The organism is Kibdelosporangium phytohabitans, assembly GCF_001302585.1.
Taxonomy (GTDB): Bacteria; Actinomycetota; Actinomycetes; order Mycobacteriales; family Pseudonocardiaceae; genus Kibdelosporangium; species Kibdelosporangium phytohabitans.
In genome coordinates, this window is record NZ_CP012752.1 from 541,661 (window position 1) to 559,836 (window position 18,176).

18 protein-coding genes and 1 riboswitch are annotated in these 18,176 nt (G+C 67.9%); of the genes, 12 read left to right on the forward strand and 6 right to left on the reverse strand.

Annotation, left to right across the window (positions count from 1 at the left end; translation table 11 throughout):
• The first annotated feature begins 38 nt into the window (after window positions 1-38).
• A complete protein-coding gene (nagA, locus tag AOZ06_RS02570) occupies window positions 39-1,226 on the forward strand; it encodes an N-acetylglucosamine-6-phosphate deacetylase (protein WP_054287928.1) in 1,188 nt (395 codons plus the stop codon).
• A 41-nt stretch (window positions 1,227-1,267) separates the two neighbouring features.
• On the opposite strand, the gene AOZ06_RS02575 is transcribed toward nagA, so the two are convergent.
• Window positions 1,268-2,311, reverse strand: coding sequence for an SIS domain-containing protein (locus AOZ06_RS02575; protein ID WP_054287929.1), 1,044 nt, complete (start codon window positions 2,309-2,311; stop codon window positions 1,268-1,270).
• Window positions 2,312-2,482: 171 nt separating this feature from the next.
• Between AOZ06_RS02575 and AOZ06_RS02580 the strand changes: the two genes are divergently transcribed.
• From AOZ06_RS02580 to AOZ06_RS02585, 3 genes are all read left to right on the forward strand, one after another.
• Window positions 2,483-3,247: a GntR family transcriptional regulator gene (locus tag AOZ06_RS02580; RefSeq protein WP_054287930.1), complete on the forward strand. Its 765-nt coding sequence runs from the start codon at window positions 2,483-2,485 to the stop codon at window positions 3,245-3,247.
• Between the two features lie 327 nt (window positions 3,248-3,574).
• A complete protein-coding gene (locus AOZ06_RS61880) occupies window positions 3,575-3,763 on the forward strand; it encodes a Scr1 family TA system antitoxin-like transcriptional regulator (RefSeq protein WP_417999930.1) in 189 nt (62 codons plus the stop codon).
• Window positions 3,764-4,051: 288 nt separating this feature from the next.
• Window positions 4,052-5,551 carry an MFS transporter gene (locus tag AOZ06_RS02585; protein WP_054287931.1) on the forward strand — a complete coding sequence of 500 codons (1,500 nt, stop codon included), beginning with the start codon at window positions 4,052-4,054 and terminating at the stop codon, window positions 5,549-5,551.
• Here AOZ06_RS02585 and AOZ06_RS02590 read toward each other — a convergent pair.
• Window positions 5,514-6,461, reverse strand: coding sequence for a threonine ammonia-lyase (locus tag AOZ06_RS02590; RefSeq protein ID WP_054296373.1), 948 nt, complete (start codon window positions 6,459-6,461; stop codon window positions 5,514-5,516). The genes AOZ06_RS02585 and AOZ06_RS02590 overlap by 38 nt on opposite strands.
• A 115-nt stretch (window positions 6,462-6,576) precedes the next feature.
• On the opposite strand from AOZ06_RS02590, the gene AOZ06_RS55785 reads away from it, so the two are divergent.
• Both AOZ06_RS55785 and AOZ06_RS02595 read left to right on the forward strand, forming a co-directional pair.
• Entirely contained in the window at window positions 6,577-7,191 is a 615-nt protein-coding gene (locus tag AOZ06_RS55785) for a hypothetical protein (protein WP_157232769.1), read from the forward strand.
• 408 nt (window positions 7,192-7,599) lie between these two features.
• Complete coding sequence (locus AOZ06_RS02595) at window positions 7,600-8,526, forward strand: S1 family peptidase (protein WP_225953094.1); 927 nt, start codon at window positions 7,600-7,602, stop codon at window positions 8,524-8,526.
• Between the two features lie 33 nt (window positions 8,527-8,559).
• Here the strand turns inward: AOZ06_RS02595 and thiE are convergent, their stop codons facing one another.
• Entirely contained in the window at window positions 8,560-9,219 is a 660-nt protein-coding gene (gene thiE, locus AOZ06_RS02600) for a thiamine phosphate synthase (protein ID WP_054287933.1), read from the reverse strand.
• Between the two features lie 26 nt (window positions 9,220-9,245).
• A riboswitch (TPP riboswitch) is annotated at window positions 9,246-9,357 on the forward strand.
• Here thiE and thiO point away from each other — a divergent pair.
• The 5 genes from thiO (at window position 9,348) to AOZ06_RS02625 (ending at window position 12,972) form a co-directional block, all read left to right on the forward strand.
• Window positions 9,348-10,415 (forward strand): glycine oxidase ThiO, encoded by a 1,068-nt coding sequence (thiO, locus tag AOZ06_RS02605; protein ID WP_054287934.1) that lies wholly within the window; start codon window positions 9,348-9,350, stop codon window positions 10,413-10,415. (Overlaps the previous riboswitch by 10 nt.)
• Entirely contained in the window at window positions 10,412-10,612 is a 201-nt protein-coding gene (thiS, locus tag AOZ06_RS02610; protein ID WP_054287935.1) for a sulfur carrier protein ThiS, read from the forward strand. Before thiO ends, thiS begins: the two co-directional genes overlap by 4 nt.
• 1 nt (window position 10,613) lies before the next feature.
• Window positions 10,614-11,369, forward strand: coding sequence for a thiazole synthase (thiG, locus tag AOZ06_RS02615; RefSeq protein ID WP_054287936.1), 756 nt, complete (start codon window positions 10,614-10,616; stop codon window positions 11,367-11,369).
• 56 nt (window positions 11,370-11,425) lie between these two features.
• Window positions 11,426-11,854, forward strand: coding sequence for a MarR family winged helix-turn-helix transcriptional regulator (locus AOZ06_RS02620; protein ID WP_054296374.1), 429 nt, complete (start codon window positions 11,426-11,428; stop codon window positions 11,852-11,854).
• Window positions 11,855-11,970: 116 nt separating this feature from the next.
• A complete protein-coding gene (locus tag AOZ06_RS02625) occupies window positions 11,971-12,972 on the forward strand; it encodes an IS481 family transposase (RefSeq protein WP_054287937.1) in 1,002 nt (333 codons plus the stop codon).
• Between the two features lie 51 nt (window positions 12,973-13,023).
• On the opposite strand, the gene AOZ06_RS02630 is transcribed toward AOZ06_RS02625, so the two are convergent.
• Window positions 13,024-13,827, reverse strand: coding sequence for an ion transporter (locus tag AOZ06_RS02630; protein WP_054287938.1), 804 nt, complete (start codon window positions 13,825-13,827; stop codon window positions 13,024-13,026).
• Window positions 13,828-13,996: 169 nt separating this feature from the next.
• Here AOZ06_RS02630 and AOZ06_RS02635 point away from each other — a divergent pair, with 169 nt between their 5' ends.
• Window positions 13,997-15,538 carry a substrate-binding domain-containing protein gene (locus AOZ06_RS02635; protein WP_054287939.1) on the forward strand — a complete coding sequence of 514 codons (1,542 nt, stop codon included), beginning with the start codon at window positions 13,997-13,999 and terminating at the stop codon, window positions 15,536-15,538.
• Here AOZ06_RS02635 and thiD read toward each other — a convergent pair.
• Window positions 15,535-16,356, reverse strand: coding sequence for a bifunctional hydroxymethylpyrimidine kinase/phosphomethylpyrimidine kinase (gene thiD / locus AOZ06_RS02640; protein WP_054287940.1), 822 nt, complete (start codon window positions 16,354-16,356; stop codon window positions 15,535-15,537). The genes AOZ06_RS02635 and thiD overlap by 4 nt on opposite strands.
• A gap of 3 nt (window positions 16,357-16,359) precedes the next feature.
• Window positions 16,360-18,003, reverse strand: a complete 1,644-nt coding sequence (thiC, locus tag AOZ06_RS02645; protein WP_054287941.1) for a phosphomethylpyrimidine synthase ThiC — start codon at window positions 18,001-18,003, stop codon at window positions 16,360-16,362.
• Between the last annotated feature and the right edge of the window lie 173 nt (window positions 18,004-18,176).

An 18,176-nucleotide genomic window follows, 5' to 3' on the forward strand; every position in this document is an offset into this window, starting at 1 on the left:
ATACGCTAGCACTGGTCTGGACCAATTGGAGGGGAAGTTTGAGTACTGTCCTCGCCGCGCAGAAGGCCCTGATCGGCCGCGGCTTCACTGGCCCGGTTTCCGTCCGCATCGAGGACGGCCGGATTGCCGATGTCACCGAAACAGCGAACGGCGACGTGGCGAGCGGCCTGCTCACCCCCGGTCTGGTCGACATACAGGTGAACGGTGCGTTCGGCACCGATTTCGCCGAGATCGACAACGATGGCATGCGCAGGATCGTGCGCAACCTGCCGAGGACCGGCGTCACCAGGTTCCTGCCGACCCTGATCACCGCGGACCTCGACCGCATCGTCGAGCAGGCACGGGCAGTGCTCGCCGCGGTGTCCACAGTGAACGGTTACGGTGCCCGATCGCTTGGCGTGCACCTGGAAGGACCATTCCTGTCGCCCAAACGGCCGGGTGTGCACGACCCCTCGTTGATGGTCGCGCCGACCCCCGAACGGATCGAAGCGGTACTCGAACTGCGCGACGCGTTGCGGATGGTCACGCTGGCGCCCGAGCTGCCCGGCGGCTTCGAAGCGGTCCAGCGGCTCACCGAGGCGGGTGTGCTGGTCGCCGTCGGCCACACGGACGCCACCGGCGCGGAGACCACGAAAGCCGCGGACCTCGGCGCGCAGATGATCACGCACCTGTTCAACGCGCAGCGCGGGCTCGGCCACCGGGAACCGGGCGTGCCCGGTGTCGCGCTGGTCGACGACCGCTACACCCTCGGCCTGATCGCCGACCTGGCCCACGTCGGCGCCGACGCGTGCCGATTGGTCTTCAAAGCCGCGGGCGACCGGGTCGCGCTGGTCACGGATGCGGTGGCGGCGGCGGGAATGCCGCCGGGCGTGTACCGGCTCGGCGGCGCGGACGTGCTGCTGTCCGACGACGGTGTGCCGCGGTCGGCCGAAGGAACCATTGCCGGAAGCGCGTTGACGCTGGACCGCGCGATCCGCAACGTCATCTCGATCGGGGTCGACCCGGTCACGGCGTTCCGCGCCGCGACGGTCGTGCCCGCCGACACGATCGGCGAGACGGCACTGGGCCGGATCGAGCCGGGCGCACTGGCCGATCTCGTCCTGTGGGACGACGAGCTCAGGCCGAGCAAGGCCTGGGTGGAGGGCAAGCTGGTCTACGACGCGGAAACCGCCGAGCCGGACACCACGCTCCCGCCACATCGTGAGGCAGCAGGCCAGCCTTCGTGAGTGGTTTGGCCGGTTAGAACCGGCCAAACCACTCACGAGGGTCATCGGGTCCGGGTGACCTTGGACAGGCCACGGGGGTTGTCCGGGTCCCCGCCGCGGGCGAGTGAGAGCCCGAGCGCGAGTCGTTGCAACGGCAGCACTTCCAGGATCGGCGCGACTTCCTCGGCGGTTTCCGGCAGCACGATCCGGGAGCTGGCAGGCACGTCAGCCGCGGCCGAACCGACGGCGAGCACGTCCGCGCCGCGCTGGCGCACGGTGTCGACGACGTCACGCATCGCCTCGCCGCCACGGCCCGCGCTGGTGACCGCGACGACGCCGGTGTCGGAGTCGATCGCGGCGACCGGGCCGTGCAGCAGGTCCGCGCCGCTGTAGGCGCGGGCGGCGAGGTAGCTGGTCTCGGCGAGCTTCAACGCGCCTTCCGCGGCGGTGGCCGACGAGTAGCCGCGCCCGGTCGTCACCATCCGTTCGACGAACCGGTACCTGGCGACTGCCTCCTCCACCGGCGAGTCGATCGTGGACAGCGCCTGCGCTGCCAGTTCGGGCAGCGCGGCGGCTTTCTCACCCCGTCCACCTCGGACAGAGTCGATCAACAGGTAGAGCGCGAGCAGCGTCGCGGTGTACGTCTTGGTAGCGGCGACCGCTTTTTCGACGCCCGCGTTGACATCGACTGACAACTCCGCGGCCCCGGCGAGCTCGGACTCCGGGTTGTTGGTGACGGCCACGGTGAGCGCGCCGCGGTCGCGTGCGGCGGCCGTCGCCTCGATCAGGTCCGGCGAACCACCGCTCTGGCTGACGGTGACGTAGAGGATGTCGCGCAGGTCCGGCTTGGCGTTGTACAGCGTCGTCGTCGACGCGGAGACCAGACCGGCAGGCAGTTCGAGCAGGACTTCTGTCAGGTATTTCGCGTACAGCGCGGCGTGGTCGCTCGATCCGCGAGCGGCCAGCAGTACGAAGCGCGGCGCGCGTTCGGCGATCACCCCGCCGACGGAGGCGATCGACGGCCGCGTTGCCGTGACCGCTGAGAACACCTCCGGCTGCTGAGCGATCTCGGCACTCATGTGCCTGCCGGGCGTTTCGTCGGTCATCCGGCCCCTCCCGTAGTAGGTCTAGACCAATCGTAATGGGCGGGCCACCCTGACCGCCACGTGAGACGATGTGGTGCCAGTTTGTCACTCCAACGGGCAACAGGGTGGGGTTTGATCGCATCTGAGCCGGTGGCAGGGCATGCTGTGGGGGTACGCCTTGAGGAGGAGGCCATGCTGGAGACATCGTCCGCCGCCACACCGGACGCCGCGGCCGCAGCACGCCTGCAGCGCGAGCCGAAGTACTGGGGTTTGAAGCGGCATCTGCTTGATCTGCTGAGCGCGTTGCCACCGGGCTCGCCGATCCCTACCGAGCGCTCGCTGGCCTCGGAGTTCGACGTCTCGCGCACCACCGTGCGCCAGGCGCTGGCCGAGCTGACAGTCGAGGGCAGGCTGCTGCGCGTCCAGGGCAAGGGCACCTTCGCGGCTGAGCCCAAAGTGGCGCAGCGACTGCACCTTTCGTCCTACACGGAGGACATGAGAGCGCAAGGACGTGAACCATCTTCACGTTTGCTCGAGGTCTCCGAACTGCCCGTCGAGGCGGAACTGGCCCGGCTGCTGGGAATCCGGGCGGGCGCGAAGATACTGCGACTGCACCGCCTGCGCTTCGCCGACGGCGAGCCGATGGCGTTGGAGACCACCCACCTGCCACTCGGCCGCTTCCGGGGTCTGCGCAGGTACATCACCAGCGGCGGCTCGCTGTACCAGGTGCTGCGGGAGAGGTTCGGGGTCGAACTGGGGCACGCCGAGGAGACCATCGAGACCGGGCTGGCGGGCCCGCAGGAGTCGGAACTGCTCGGCGCGGACGTGGGCATGCCGATGTTGTTGCTGTCCCGGCACTCCTTCGGCACGGACGGCAGGCCGGTCGAGTGGGTGCGCTCGGTCTATCGCGGTGACCGGTACAAGTTCGTCGCGACCCTGAACCGTCCAAACGGGTGATTGCTGTTTCACGCACTGGCGGCGTACGTGATCCACATGCGACGCCGGGCGTGGATTCAGGATGCCGGGTCTGAGAACAAGTCCACCATCGGGTAGTGGCGGAGAGCCGTCGACTGGGCACAAGGTGTGTGAGTGCCCAGGACCAATATCCGGATGAGATTCCCGACGGCGGAGTTGCGCCGCCTTCGGAATGCCAAGAAGCTGACCCGCCGCCAGGTCGCGGCCCTGATGGGTGTCGCTCGCTACGATCTCGCGGATTGAGACGACGGGCCGCGGGCTGAGCCGCGACGCGTTGATTGAGTTGCTGACCCTGTATCAGGTTCCCATGTGCACGAGGCAGCATCGCACGGAGTCGTCGGCGGGCCCGAGGTCATGCATGGCCAGTTGGTCCACCTGATGGAAGTGGTCCGCCACCCCGCGGTAGATCTTCGTGTCCTGCCGTTGGCGCAGGTGCGCACTCCGGCCTCGGTGGCAGGTCCACGATCTTGGACTACCGCGAGTCACCGAGCATCGTGATGCCGGAGAACAAGGTCTCTGACCTTTACTTGGGCGATGTGGGCGATGTGGCGACGTGCAGACTCGGCTGGCAGGAGATCCCGGGCACTGGCTTATGAGCAGGCGGAGTCGGTGGCTTTGATCGGCGATATCGCCTCAACGTTGCGTCCGGTCAGGAAGAGCGACCACCTGACGACGGATGCCGTGGCAGCGCTGGGTCACTGAACTGTTCACTGCCTGTACGGCGGCGCCCACACCTAGCTGCGGATACTCTGTTCAGCACGGTCCGTCGCGGCTGGGAGGACACCGATGAGCATCCGCTGGGGCACGCCCGTCGCTCGTGGTGTCCTCGCCACCACCATCATGGCGTCGGGGATGGCGATGCTCGACGGCACCGTCGTCAACGTCGCCCTGCCGCGGATCGGCAAGGAGCTCGAGGCTTCTGTCGCCGGTCTGCAGTGGATCCTCGACGGCTACCTGCTCTCGCTCGCCTCGCTGATCCTCATCGCCGGGTCTCTCGGTGACCGGTACGGCCGCCGCAAGGTCTACATCCTCGGCATCGTGTGGTTCGGCCTGGCCTCCCTGCTCTGCGGTATCGCGCCGACCACCGAGCTGCTGGTCGCCGCGCGGATCCTGCAGGGCATCGGCGGCGCGCTGCTCACCCCTGGCTCGCTGGCGATCCTCCAGTCCTCTTTCGACCGTGCCGACCGGGCGCGGGCCATCGGGGCCTGGTCCGGTTTGGGCGGAATCGCCGCCGCTGTCGGCCCTTTGGTCGGTGGCTTGCTCGTCCAGGCTTGGTCGTGGCGGCTGGCCTTCCTCATCAACCTGCCCGTCGCCGTCGTCTGCGTGTGGATGGCGCGCAAGTACGTTCCCGAGTCGCGGGACGAGCAGATGCAGGGCCACCCCGACATCGTCAGCTCCGCGCTCGGCGCGGTCGGGCTGGCCGGTCTGACCGCCGCTCTGGTCGAGGCCCCCGTTCGCGGTGCCGACCCGATCGTGCTGGTCGCCGGGATTCTCGGGGTCGCCGGACTCACTGCTTTCGTTGTGCTGCAAATCAAGTCACACGATCCGCTCGTTCCGCCGGAGATGTTCCGGGACCGCACGTTCACGCTGTCCAACGGGTTGACGTTCGTGGTCTACACCGCGCTCGGCGGCGTGATGATGCTGCTGGTCCTGCAACTACAGGTGTCGTTGGGGTACGGGCCGACCGCCGCGGGCGTCGCCGGGTTGCCCATCACCGTCATCATGTTGCTGACCTCGTCGTTGTCCGGGCGGCTCGCGCAACGGATCGGGCCGCGGCTCCAGCTCGTGATCGGGCCGCTGGTCATCGCCGTCGGCATGCTCCTGATGATGCGGATCGGGCCGGGCGCGTCGTACGTCACCGAGGTTCTGCCCGCGGTCGTGGTGTTCGGTCTTGGGCTGACGACCGTGGTCGCGCCCGTGACCGCGACTGTTCTCGCGGCGGCCGAGGACAGGCACGCGGGTGTTGCGTCGGGCGTGAACAACGCGATCGCACGGACGGGCGGTCTGCTCGCGGTCGCGGTCCTGCCTGCCGTGGCCGGCCTGAACGGCGCCGCCTACACCGACCCAGCCGCCCTCACGGACGCCTGGCGGACGTCGTTGACGATCTGTGCGGTGCTGGCCGCTGTGGGTGGGCTGCTGGCGCTGGGCGTGCGCAACGACGTCCTCGGCGGGACACCGGAACCGGAGCACGAGGCCCCGGCTCCCGGTGAATGCCTGCACTGCGGGGTCGAGGGCCCGCCGACGCACATCAAGCCGTCAGGATCTCCCGAAGCATCTGTGGATTGACGTTCCCGCCGGACACGATCGCGGCGGTCCGGCCGGCCGGGACGGCACCCTTGAGGTACGCGGCCACCGCGGTCGCGCCGCTGGGCTCGGTCACCAGGTGCGACTTGTACGCGAGCACGCGCATGGCCTCGCGGATCTCGTCTTCGGTGACCGTGATCATGCCGTCGACCACTTTCCGCAGGTGCGCGAACGTCAGGTCGGACGGCTGGGAGCGCAGGCCGTCGGCGATCGTGCGGTTGCGGTCGGCCACCGGCCAGTCCACCCGGTGCCCGGCCGCCAGCCCCTCGGTCGCGTCCGCGGCCAGTTCGGGTTCGACGCCGTAGATGCGCGCGTGCGGGCACAGCGCCCTGATCGCCGTGCCGACGCCGGAGGCCAGTCCGCCACCGCTGACCGGGACCAGCACGGTCTCCACGTCCGGCAGGTCGAAGGCGATCTCCAGGCCCGCTGTGCCCTGACCGGCGATCACGTCCGGGTGGTCGAACGGCGGCACCAGCACCGCGCCGGTCTTCTCGACCAGGTCGTCGGCGTACTCCTCGCGCTTGCCGACCGGGCACAGCACGACCTCGGCGCCGTACGACCGGGTCTTCTCGACCTTGACCGACGGGGTGTCCTCGGGCATGACGATGTACGCGGGAATGCCGTACGTCCGTGCGGCGTAGGCAACGGCCTGCGCGTGGTTGCCGCTCGAGTACGCCACGACACCGCGGGCGCGCACGGGTTCGTCCAGGCGGGCAAGCGTGTTGAAGGCGCCGCGGATCTTGAACGCGCCGATCGGCTGCAGGTTCTCCGGCTTTATCCACAGTGGACGGTCGGGGTCCGCCCACGTCGCCGGTAGCAGCGGTGTCCGCACCGCGAAGTCGCGCACCCGGTCGGCCGCCGCTTTGATGTCGTCGATAGTCACCAGTTCCACGCTGTTGATTCTGCCCTGTTCAGGGCAGGTGTGCGTACTGTCCATTATGGACTCAAATGGTGGCGGTGCTCACGTTCGGGCAACGATCCGGCGACCCGTCACGTCAACCAGGACGATGAGTGAGGAGAAGAAGAGCGGGTACCACCCCAGTCAGATCGCCGTCGCGGCGCTCGCGGCGGTGACCGCGGCGATCCTCGGTTCGACACTCGGCGTCGCCGGGACGGTACTGGGCGCAGCAATTGGCGCTATCGTGACGACCGTCGCGGCTGAGCTATATGCGCGGTCCATTGACCGGGTTCGTAGCCGAGTTGTTAAGTCCGATGCCGGCGTGCCGGACAACAAAACCGAGAAGTCGATACGGGGCGTGCGCTGGCAATTACTCACCGCTGGTGCGCTTGTCGCATTCGTTCTTGGCATGGTTGTGATCACCGGTATCGAATGGGTGCGCGGTGAACCACTTTCCGGTGACGGCAAGACCACGATTGGTGGCGTTCTGCAGCGGCCCGAACACGGCGAGCAAAAATCGACTCCGTCGCAAAAGACGCCCCCGCCGTCCACTGTCACGGTGACTGAAACGCCGTCATCGACTCCGTCGCGCACGCCGCCGCCGACCACGACGACGCCACCCCCGACGACCGGTTCGGGCTCGTCCAGCCCATCGACACCGCCCGGATCGACTACTGATCCGGTTCAGTCCGACACGCCGAGTGCGCCACCGAAGTCCCCGTAAAGCGCTCTGTCCAGGCGTGATTACAGCGCGTATCACAAACGTGTGATTTGGAACACAGTTTCACCCTGTTCGGGCCATTGTGTAACGCGCACCCGATTCATACGCTCGCTTGCGGAGGGTGACCCGGAAGAGTGACGCTCGAACAGGTGCCGGGGTGAGTCGACCACCCCGGCACCTATTCCTTGAAAGCCCGCGAGCTGGCCCTGCATCCAGCTCACGGGTCCCTGCACCCAAGGAGACGACATGAACCCAAGGAAAACGGCTCGGTTAACCGGTGCCGTCCTCATTGCCGCCGCCATGGCTGTGATGCACAGTCTACCCGCGTCCGCGGCATCTTCGGGTGGCACTTCTGCAACAGATTTGTCGACTCTGCAGTTCGAGGCTGAAAATCCTGGCCTGCTGGACGCCATGAAGCGGGATCTCGGCCTCGACGCCACCGCCGCGCGCACGCTCGCGACCGCACAGCAGACCGCGGCTTCGACGGAGAATTCGCTGCGTACGGCGTTGGGTGACAGTTTCGGTGGCGCCTACTTCGACGCCGCGGCAAGGAAACTCGTCGTCGGCGTGACCGACGCGAGCAAAGCCGGGACCGTGACGGCCGCCGGTGCGACCGCCAAAGTGGTGGCCCGCAGCGCGGCCCAGTTGGACTCCGCCGTGGCACAGCTCGACGCCCGTGAGGCCAGCGCGCCGTCCTCGGTGACCGGTTGGTACGCCGACACTGTGACGAACGAGATAGTCGTGACCGCCCTGCCGGGCACCGCTCAGGCCGCGAAGGCCTTCGCGGGTGACGTCCGGGTCGTCGAAGCCGACGCCCCGCAGCCGTTCCTCAAGGGCGGCGACGCGTACACCATCGGCGGCAGCTCCCGCTGCTCCGTCGGTCTGACCGTCCGCGGCGGCTTCGTCACGGCCGGGCACTGCGCGGCGGCCGGCCAGCCCAGCAACGGCACCTGGGGCGGCTCGTCCTTCCCGGGCAACGACTACGCCTGGGTGCGCACCAACTCCGGTGTCACCCTCGAGCCGCGCGTCGGCTCGGTGACGGTCAAGGGCTCGACCTCGGCCGCGACCGGTGCCGCTGTCTGCAAGGCCGGTTCGACCACCGGCTGGACCTGTGGCACCGTCGGCGCCAAGAACCAGACCGTCCGATACCCGCAGGGTGCCGTGTCCGGTCTGACCGCGTCGAACGTGCGGTGCCAGCCCGGTGACTCCGGCGGTGGCTTCATCACCAACGCCGGTCAGGGCCAGGGTGTCGTCTCCGGCGGCAACTCGTCCGTGTGCTACTTCCAGCCGCTCGGCGAGATCCTGTCCGTGTACGGCCTGAGCCTGCTCACCGGCTGAGCGAGGAACCCATCGTGAGTGGTTTGGCCGGTACTAACCGGCCAAACCACTCACGAGCTGTTTCTTGAGCTGTCTGGCGGCTTCGCGCGGGTCTTCCGCCTCGGTGATCGCGCGCACGACCACCGCACGGGACGCGCCTGCCGCCAGCACCTCCGGCAACCTGCCGGCGTCGATACCGCCGATGGCGAACCACGGCCTTGCCGGGTTGTCCTCGGCGGTTCGTCGTACCAGGTCCAGGCCGGGCGCGGGCCGCCCCGGCTTGGTCGGCGTCGGCCAGCACGGGCCGGTGCAGAAGTAGTCGACGCCGTGCTCGATCGCGGCGGCACGGGCCTGGCCCGCGTCGTGGGTGGAGCGGCCGATGACCATCTCCTCGCCGACGATCCGCCGCGCGTACTTGACCGGCAGGTCGTCCTGGCCGAGGTGCAGCACGTCCGCGCCGACGGTCGCCGCGATGTCCGCGCGGTCGTTGACCGACAGCAGTGCGCCGTGCTTCGCGCAGATCCCGGCCATCACCTCCAGCGCGGCGATCTCCTGGCGCGCCTCCAGGCTCTTCGCGCGCAGCTGCACCACGTCGACGCCGCCGCCGAGCGCCGCGTCGACGAAGTCGGCGAGGTCCGGGCGGATGTCGGTGCACAGGTAGAGCCGTGCTCCGGCGAGCTTGCGCCTGAGGTCTGTCCCACTGAGTCCGGGCATACCTCGATTTCTACGCTATTCTGGTCACTGGTCCGCACGGGAGCCTGGCGACACCGGGCTGAGAGGGAGCTTGCATCAGCTCCGACCGTCGAACCTGATCCGGGTCATGCCGGCGCAGGGAGCGTGTAGTGGTCAAGGGAAAGATCGTTGTCGTCGGGGCAGGCGTGATCGGCCTTTCGGTGGCATGGCGTGCCATGAATTCCGGATGGCGGACAGTCGTGGTCGACCCGCAACCGTGTTCGGGCGCGTCCTGGGTGGCCGGTGGCATGCTCGCGCCGGCAACCGAGGCGTGGCCCGGCGAGGAACCGTTGCTGGAGCTGGGCGAGGCGTCCTTGCGGGCGTGGCCGGAGTTCGCCGCGGAGCTCGGCGACGTCGGGTTGCGCACGGAAGGCACTGTGGTCGCGGCGTTCGACTCGGCCGACGCGCGGCAGCTGGAGATACTGGCCGGGCACCTGGCTTCCACCGGCCGGAAAGTCGACGAGCTGACCGGCCCGCAGGTGCGGCAACTGGAGCCGACGCTGTCCACGTCCGTTCGAAGTGGACTGAACGTGCCCGGTGATCTGGCTGTGGACAACCGGAAGCTGCTCGACGTGCTGAGCTCGAAGGCCGAATTCCTCCATGCGGAAGCGAAGGCCGTCCGGCCGGGCGCCGTCGAACTAGTTGACTCCACAGTGGACTGCGATGCGGTCGTCGTCGCCGCGGGCGCGTGGAGCCGGAACCTGCATCCGCGGCTGAACACGTTGATACGCCCGGTGAAGGGCGAGATCCTGCGGCTCAGACCCGGGCGTGGCGCGTTGCCGCTCAGCCGGACCATCCGCGCACTCGTCGAGTCGCGGCCGGTCTACCTCGTGCCGCGGGACACCGGCGAAGTCGTCCTCGGTGCGACCCAGTACGAAGCCGGTTACAACACGGACGTCACCGTGAAAGGCGTGCGGGATCTGCTGCTGGACGCGGAACGCGTCGTGCCCGGCATCACCGAGTACGTCCTCGTCGAGAGCGCTGCGGGAGTGCGCGCGTCGAGCCGGGACAACCTGCCGGTGATCGACTGGCTGGAACCCGGGGTGATGGTGGCGAGCGGCCACCACCGCAACGGTTTGCTGCTCGCCCCGATCACCGCGGCCGCGGTGGTGGCGTTGCTCGACGGACAACCGGTACCCGAAGCGGCTCAGGCGGCCGGATTGGAGTCACGAGGATGAAGGTTCGCGTGAACGGCGTCGAGCGCGAGCTCGCCGAAGGCGCGACGGTGGCCGATGTCCTCCGGCTGCTGGACATCCCCCGCACCGGCGTCGCCGTGGCGGTGGACGGGGAGGTCGTGCCCCGCGCCAAACACCCGGAGACCGTGGTCGGTGCGGGTGCCGACGTCGAAGTGCTGACCGCTGTGCAAGGAGGCTGACATGGATGACCCCTTCATCCTCGCGGGCAGGGAATACGAGTCCCGGTTGATCATGGGAACCGGTGGCGCGGCCAACCTGGCTGTCCTGGAACGCGCGCTGATCGCCTCCGGCACCCAGCTGACCACGGTGGCCATCCGCCGCGTCGACTCGGACGGCGGCACGGGTGTGCTGGAGACGTTGCGGCGGCTGGGGATCGATCCGCTGCCGAACACCGCGGGCTGCCGGACCGCCGCGGAAGCCGTGCTCACGGCCCAGCTGGCGCGGGAAGCCTTGGACACCAACTTGATCAAGGTCGAGGTGGTCGCCGATGATCGGACGTTGCTGCCCGATCCCGTTGAGCTGCTTGACGCCGTGCGCAAGCTCGTCGCGGACGGGTTCGTGGCGCTCGCGTACACCAACGACGATCCGGTGCTGGCGCTGCGGCTCGAGCAAGCCGGTGCGTCGGCGGTGATGCCGCTCGGCTCGCCGATCGGCACCGGACTGGGCATCAGGAATCCGCACAACATCGAGTTGATCGTTGCCAGGGCGTCGGTTCCGGTGGTGCTCGACGCCGGTATCGGCACCGCGTCGGACGCCGCGCTGGCGATGGAACTGGGCTGTGACGCGGTGATGCTGGCGACGGCGGTCACCCGCGCGAGCGATCCTGAGAAGATGGCCGCGGCCATGCGCAGCGGTGTTGTCGCAGGTAGATTGGCGCGTTCGGCGGGCCGTATACCGCAACGGTTCTGGGCACAGGCATCCAGCCCTCCTCGGTAACCCCGGAGGAAACAGTCATCATTGTCCGATGCACCTTGCACGAAGGAGGGCAGATGATGACGCCTTCGGCTGCTGAGGACGTGCCCGCGCGGCTGTACCTGGCCATCGGGCGGCTGTCGAGGTCGCTGCGCCGCAGCGGTACGCCCGGGCTCGGGCACGGCTCCATCTCCGCGCTGTCGACGCTGGTCGGCTGCGGTGAGATGCGGCTGGGTGATCTGGCGAACAAGGAAGGCGTGGCCGCGCCGACCATGTCGCGGATCGTCGCCGCGCTCGTCGAAGCCAAGCACGTGCAGCGCGAACCCGACCCGGTCGACCGCAGGGCGTGGCTGGTCAAGGCCACGCCGGAGGGCGAACGGATGGTTTCCGGGCTGCGCTCGACCCGTGTGCAGGAACTGCGCAGGCGGATCGAACGGCTGCCCGAGGACAAGCAGGCGCAGCTGATCAACGCCATCCCGGTGCTGGAGGAGTTGCTGAACGAGGACTAGTTGTTGCGGGTCATGAGGTTGTTGACGCCGGGTGGGGCCTGAGGTTGGGGACGGGTCTTTCAGCGGCAGGATGAGAACTACCACGTCACTCGTCCGCCGAACAGAAAGACCCGTCTGTGCTCCACCGTAACGCCCCGCTGTCTGTCGAAGGCCGTCGCCGTCTCGTGAAACGCTGCCGCACCCGTCCGATCGCCCATGTCGCCGCGGAGATGGGTATCTCGCGGCAATGCGCCTCGAAATGGGTCAACCGCTACCGCCAGCACGGCGAGGCCGGGCTGCTCGACCGACCCAGTGTCCCGCACCACCAGCCCACCGCCACCCCCGGCGAGGTCATCGCCCGGATCGAACACCTCCGCCGTCATGGCAAGCACTCAGCCCGCCGGATCGCGCTGGAACTCGCGACCGACGGCACCAGCATCTCGGCGCGGACCGTCAGCCGTCACCTGGCCCACCTCGGCCTGCACCACCGGAAATTCCTCGACCCCAGCGGGGACAGCAACCGGGCACCCCGCACGATCATCGCCCGCTGGCCCGGGCACATGGTCCACCTGGATGTGAAGAAGGTCGGCCAGATCCCCGACGGCGGCGGCTGGCGGGTCCACGGCCGTGACAGCGAGCAGGCCAAACAAGCCCGGCGAGGCCGAGGCCGGGGCGGCCGGGCCCGCTACACCTACCTCCACTCCGCGGTGGACGGATTCTCCAGGCTGGCCTACACCGAAGCCCTGCCCGATGAGAAAGCCCGCACCGCGATCGGGTTCACCCACCGCGCCCGCGCGTTCTTCGCCGCGCACGGCATCACCCACATCGACCGCATCGTCACCGACAACGGCGCCTGCTACAAAGCCACCCACTTCGCCACCGTGCTGCGTGGAGCCCGCCACCAGCGCATCACGCCCTACACACCCCGCCACAACGGCAAAGTCGAACGCTACAACCGGATCCTGACCGAAGAATTCCTCTACAGCCGAGAGTGGACCAGCGAACAACAACGAACCAACGCCCTGACGATATGGAACGTCCACTACAACTATCATCGACCCCACACTGCCGCCGGAAACCAGCCACCAGCAACCCGGCTCCACACCGGCGTCACCAACGTCACGGCCTCATACAACTAGTCCCCGTTCGGCGGCACGCGGTGCCTGTGGTGAAGATCGGCTTGCAACGATTCACCGGCGTTCGGCGCGCAGTTCGGCGATCTCCGTGCGCAGCGCCCGGATCTCGGTGAGCAGCAGCTCGTCGGAGGCCTTCTGCTCGGCTGCGTGCTTCTCCTCCGCCTCGACGAGTTCGTCGGTCATGCCGCGGTCCATCCCGTTGACCACCACCGCGATGAACATGTTCAGCACCGCGAAGCTGGACACGATGATGTACGAGACGAAGAAGATCCACGCCAGCGGCGCCTTCTGCATCAGTTCACGCGCGATGTCCGGCCAGCCCTCGCCGGTCATGATCTGGAACAGGGTGAACAGCGTGCCGCCGAAGTCGCCGAAGTACTCGGGCTGCAAGTGCTGGAACAGCTTCGTGGCCATCACGCCCGCGATGTAGAGCACGAGCGCGAGCAGCGCGGCGATCGACGCCATGCCGGGCACCGCGGCCAGCAGGCCGCTCACCACGCGCCGCATCGACGGCACGACCGAGATCAACCGGAGCGCCCGCAGGATCCGCAGCGCCCGCAGCACCGAGAACTCACCGGTCGCGGGCACCACCGCGACGCCGATGATGATCAGGTCGAAGATGTTCCACGCGTCCTTGAAGAACGCCCACCCGAAGGCGTAGATCCGCAGCAGGATCTCCACGACGAAGATCGCCAGCGCGGCGCGGTCGGCGAAGTGCAGGATCCCGCCGAACTGCTCGACGATGCCCCGCGAGGTCTCGAAACCCAGTGTGATCGCGTTGAAGACGATCACGCCGATGATGAAGCGCTGGAAGCCCTTGCGGGTGACCAGGGTGCGCACTTGTTCCCGGAAGATCACAGTGGGCAAGCGTAGGCGACGCCTGTGACCGCGTTTTCGTGCTCTGCCGTGGCAAAGCCCCGGCGACCTGGTGATGAACTGTGGCTGAAGAGCGCAGCGTGCCCGCCGATTCAGCCGACCGGGCGAATTATCTTGGTCGCTCGCGGGGCTGACGCTGGGGAGGCGTTCGATGGATCTCGACTTATGGGCGCTCGTCCTGTCGATCGTCGGTATCGGTGTCCCGGTCTTCGCCTTCCTGTGGGAGTTCTTCTTCGTCGGCCGCAAGCGGCTCGGCTACCGCGTGCAGATGGACACCACCGTGATGGACGAGATGAGCACCAAGCTCGCCGGGGTGCTGACCCGGATGAAGCGGGAGAACGGCACCGCGCTGGTGAACCCGTCGTTCGTGCTGGTCCGGGTCGAGAACGACGGCGCGACCACCATCGACTCCAGCGACTACCAGGTCATTCCCGAGGTCAAGGCGGGCATCAGGATCATGTTCCCCGGCCGGACGGTGTCCGGCATGGTGGTGACCGAGCTCAGCAAACCGGATCTGCGGCAGAACTTCGACGAGGACGCCAGCGGGCTGAGCAGCCGCGACATCGTCAACGGCGCGGGGGAACCGACGGGCGTGGTCGACCTGCCGCGAGTGCCGTTGAACCGCAACGACCACTACAAGGTGCTGGTCATCCTGGAACGCGCGGGCGGCGAAGCCGATGCCAAGCCCAAGGATCCCACTGTGGAGGCGGGGATCAAGGGCGGCAGCGTGCGGGAGACCACGTCACGCACCGGCGTGCCGCGCCGGGCGCTCGCCCTGCTGGCGTTCCTGACCGCGGTCATCGTCGGACTCGGTTTGTTCACCGTGTTCAACGAGGACTCGCCGTTGGACTGCGCGACCGGGACGTTGAGACTGACCGGGTCGACCGCGATCGAGGCGGTCATGCGGGAAGCCGGTGCCATGTACGCGGACACGTGCTCCGGCGCGAGCTTCGGGTTCGACTTCCACGGCAGCTCGGCCGGGCTGAACACGTTGCAGGAAGCCGGGAACCAGGCCAAGGCGGCGCCGGACGTGCTCGCGTTCTCCGACGGCGCCAAGGCGGACCTGCAGCCGCAGCTGCTGCCGAGGCCGGTCGCGTTCATGCTGTTCACGCTGGTGGTGAACAAGGACGCGGGGGTCGGCGACCTGACCGTCGACCAGGTCAGGCGGCTCTACGCCGGGCAGATCGCCAACTGGAAGGACATCGGCGGCAACGACGTGCCGGTCGCGTTGATCAGCCGCAAACCGGGATCCGGCACCCGGACCACGTTCCAGCACCAGATCCTGCAGGGCAAGCGGGAACCCGCGACCAACTCCGACAACTGCCGGACACGGGACAAGGGCGGCGACCCCGGCGTGATCCGCTGCGAACGCGACCGCACCGAGGACCTGCTCAACGGCGTCGCCACCACCCCGGGGGCGTTGGGCTACGCCGAACTCGGTGCCGCGACAAGGCGAACCGACCTGGTCGTGGTGCGGATGGACGGCCAGAAGGCGACCTTGCAAGCAGCGTCGCACGGCGCCTACCCGTTCTGGGAGACCGAGTTCGCCTACACCTACCAGGAGCCCAAGGCGAACTCACTGGCCGCCAGTTTCCTGCGGTACCTCACCAACCAGGTCGGCAAGGACATCATCCGCTCACACGGCAACCGCCCGTGCGACGAGCTGGAGAACCCCGTGCTGTGCCGTCCCTAGACCTCCTCAGTGGACAGCCGCCAGAACGGGGAAACCGGGCCGTGGCCCTTGCCCAGCTGGTACGAGTCACGGACCGAGCGGACGATGAACCGCTTGCCGAACGCGACCGCCTCCGGCACGGGCAGGCCACGGGCGAGCGCCGACGAGATGGCCGAGGCCAACGTGTCGCCGCTGCCGTGGGTGTTGCCCGTGTCGAAGCGCGGGCCGGGCAGCTCGTGGAAGTCCGAACCGTCGTAGAGCAGGTCGACGCAGTCGTCCACGTTGCGCATGTGGCCGGCTTTGACCAGCACCCACTCGGGTCCGTACTCGTACAACGCCTTGGCCGCGTCGCGCTGGGTGGCCATGTCGGTCACTTCGATCCCGGTCAGCAGCCTGACTTCGTCCAGGTTCGGCGTGATCACCGTGGCGCGGGGGAACAGCTCCGAACGCAACGCGTCCAGCGCGTCGTCACGCAACAGCTGGTCACCGCCCATCGACGCGGAGACCGGGTCCACCACGAACGGGATGCCGCCGCCCCGGCCCATGCCCACCCGGTCGGCGGCACCGGCGATGGCCACGATGATGTCCGCGTTGGCGAGCATGCCCGTCTTGGCCGCGTCGATGCCGATGTCGACGGCGACCGCCTCGATCTGGGCGGCGACCGCGTCCGGCGGGATCTCGACGAACCCGCTGACACCGACGGTGTTCTGGATGGTCACGGCGGTGACCGCGGTCATCCCGTGCACGCCGCAGGCGAACAGGGTCCGCAGGTCGGCTTGGATGCCCGCACCACCGCCGGAATCGCTTCCGGCGATGGTGAGGACGGTCGGTGGAGTCATGAGTCAGTCAACCACGGGCAGGTAGACCTTGTTGCCCTGCTTGTTGAACTCCTCTGTCATCTCCGTCATACCGGCTTCGATGGCATCCACTGTGGACAGGTTGTGCTCCTCGGCGTACCTGCGCACGTCCTGGGTGATCTTCATCGAGCAGAACTTCGGTCCGCACATCGAGCAGAAGTGCGCGGTCTTGGCTGGCTCCGCCGGGAGCGTCTCGTCGTGGTACGCCCTCGCGGTGTCCGGGTCGAGTGCCAGGTTGAACTGGTCGACCCAGCGGAACTCGAAGCGCGCCTTGGACAACGCGTCGTCCCACTCCTGCGCGCCGGGGTGGCCCTTGGCCAGGTCGGCCGAGTGCGCCGCGATCTTGTACGTGATCACGCCGGTCTTCACGTCGTCCCGGTTGGGCAGGCCGAGGTGCTCCTTGGGGGTGACGTAGCAGAGCATCGCGGTGCCGGCCCAGCCGATCTGCGCCGCGCCGATCGCCGAGGTGATGTGGTCGTACGCGGGCGCGATGTCGGTCGCGAGCGGGCCGAGGGTGTAGAACGGCGCCTCGCCGCACCACTCCTCCTCCAGCCGGACGTTCTCGATGATCTTGTGCATCGGCACGTGGCCGGGGCCCTCGATCATCACCTGGACGTCCTTGTCCCGCGCGATGTGCGTCAACTCGCCGAGGGTGCGCAGCTCGGCGAACTGGGCCTCGTCGTTGGCGTCGGCGATGGAACCGGGGCGCAGCCCGTCGCCCAGTGAGAAAGTCACGTCATAGGCGCGCAGGATGTCGCACAGCTCTTCGAAATTGGTGTACAGGAAGCTTTCCTTGTGGTGCGCCAAGCACCACGCGGCCATGATCGACCCGCCGCGCGACACGATGCCCGTCACCCGCTTGGCGGTCAGCGGGACGTAGCGCAGCAGGACGCCCGCGTGCACGGTCATGTAGTCCACGCCCTGCTCGCACTGCTCGATGATGGTGTCCTTGTAGACGCTCCAGTTCAGTTTCGCCGGATCGCCGTTGACCTTCTCCAGTGCCTGGTAGATCGGCACGGTGCCGATCGGCACCGGCGAGTTGCGCATGATCCACTCGCGGGTCTCGTGGATCCGCTTGCCGGTGGACAGGTCCATGATGGTGTCCGCGCCCCACCTGGCGGCCCAGACCATCTTGTCCACCTCGTCCTCGATCGACGAGGACACCGCGGAGTTGCCGATGTTGGCATTGACCTTGACGAGGAACTTCTTGCCGATGATCGCGGGCTCGGACTCGGGGTGGTTGCGGTTGACCGGGATGACCGCCCGGCCGATGGCAACCTCCGAACGGACGAATTCCGGGTCCATGTGCTCGCGGGCGGCGACGTACCGCATCTCGTTGGTGATGATCCCGGCCTTGGCGTAGGCCAATTGGGTCACCGCGCCGTTGACCGGCTCGAGCGCCCAGCTCTCCCGGATCCGGGGGAGTCCACTGTGGACGTCAATGGTCGCGGTGGTGTCGGTGTACGGGCCAGAGGTGTCGTACAGGTCGACGTGCTCGCCGTTGGTCAGCTCCACCCTGCGGAAAGGCACCTCGATGCCGTCTCCGATGTCCCGGTATTCCTTGTGCGAGCCGGAGATCGGCCCGGTCGTGATGGTCGGCTGGACAGAGCGGTCTTCAAGCGCCGTCATGGAACGCCTACCTTCCCTACGCCGGCATTACCCGGTCAGGTTCATGCGGTCGGCGGCGCCGGGTCCTCAATGGACACCAAGCCGCCCTCTCAGCCCGCCTGAGCGCGAGCTCCCGCGACGTTTGGTAAATCTTCTCGACCATAACCAGCATGGCCGCGCGTTGCCAAGCCAAT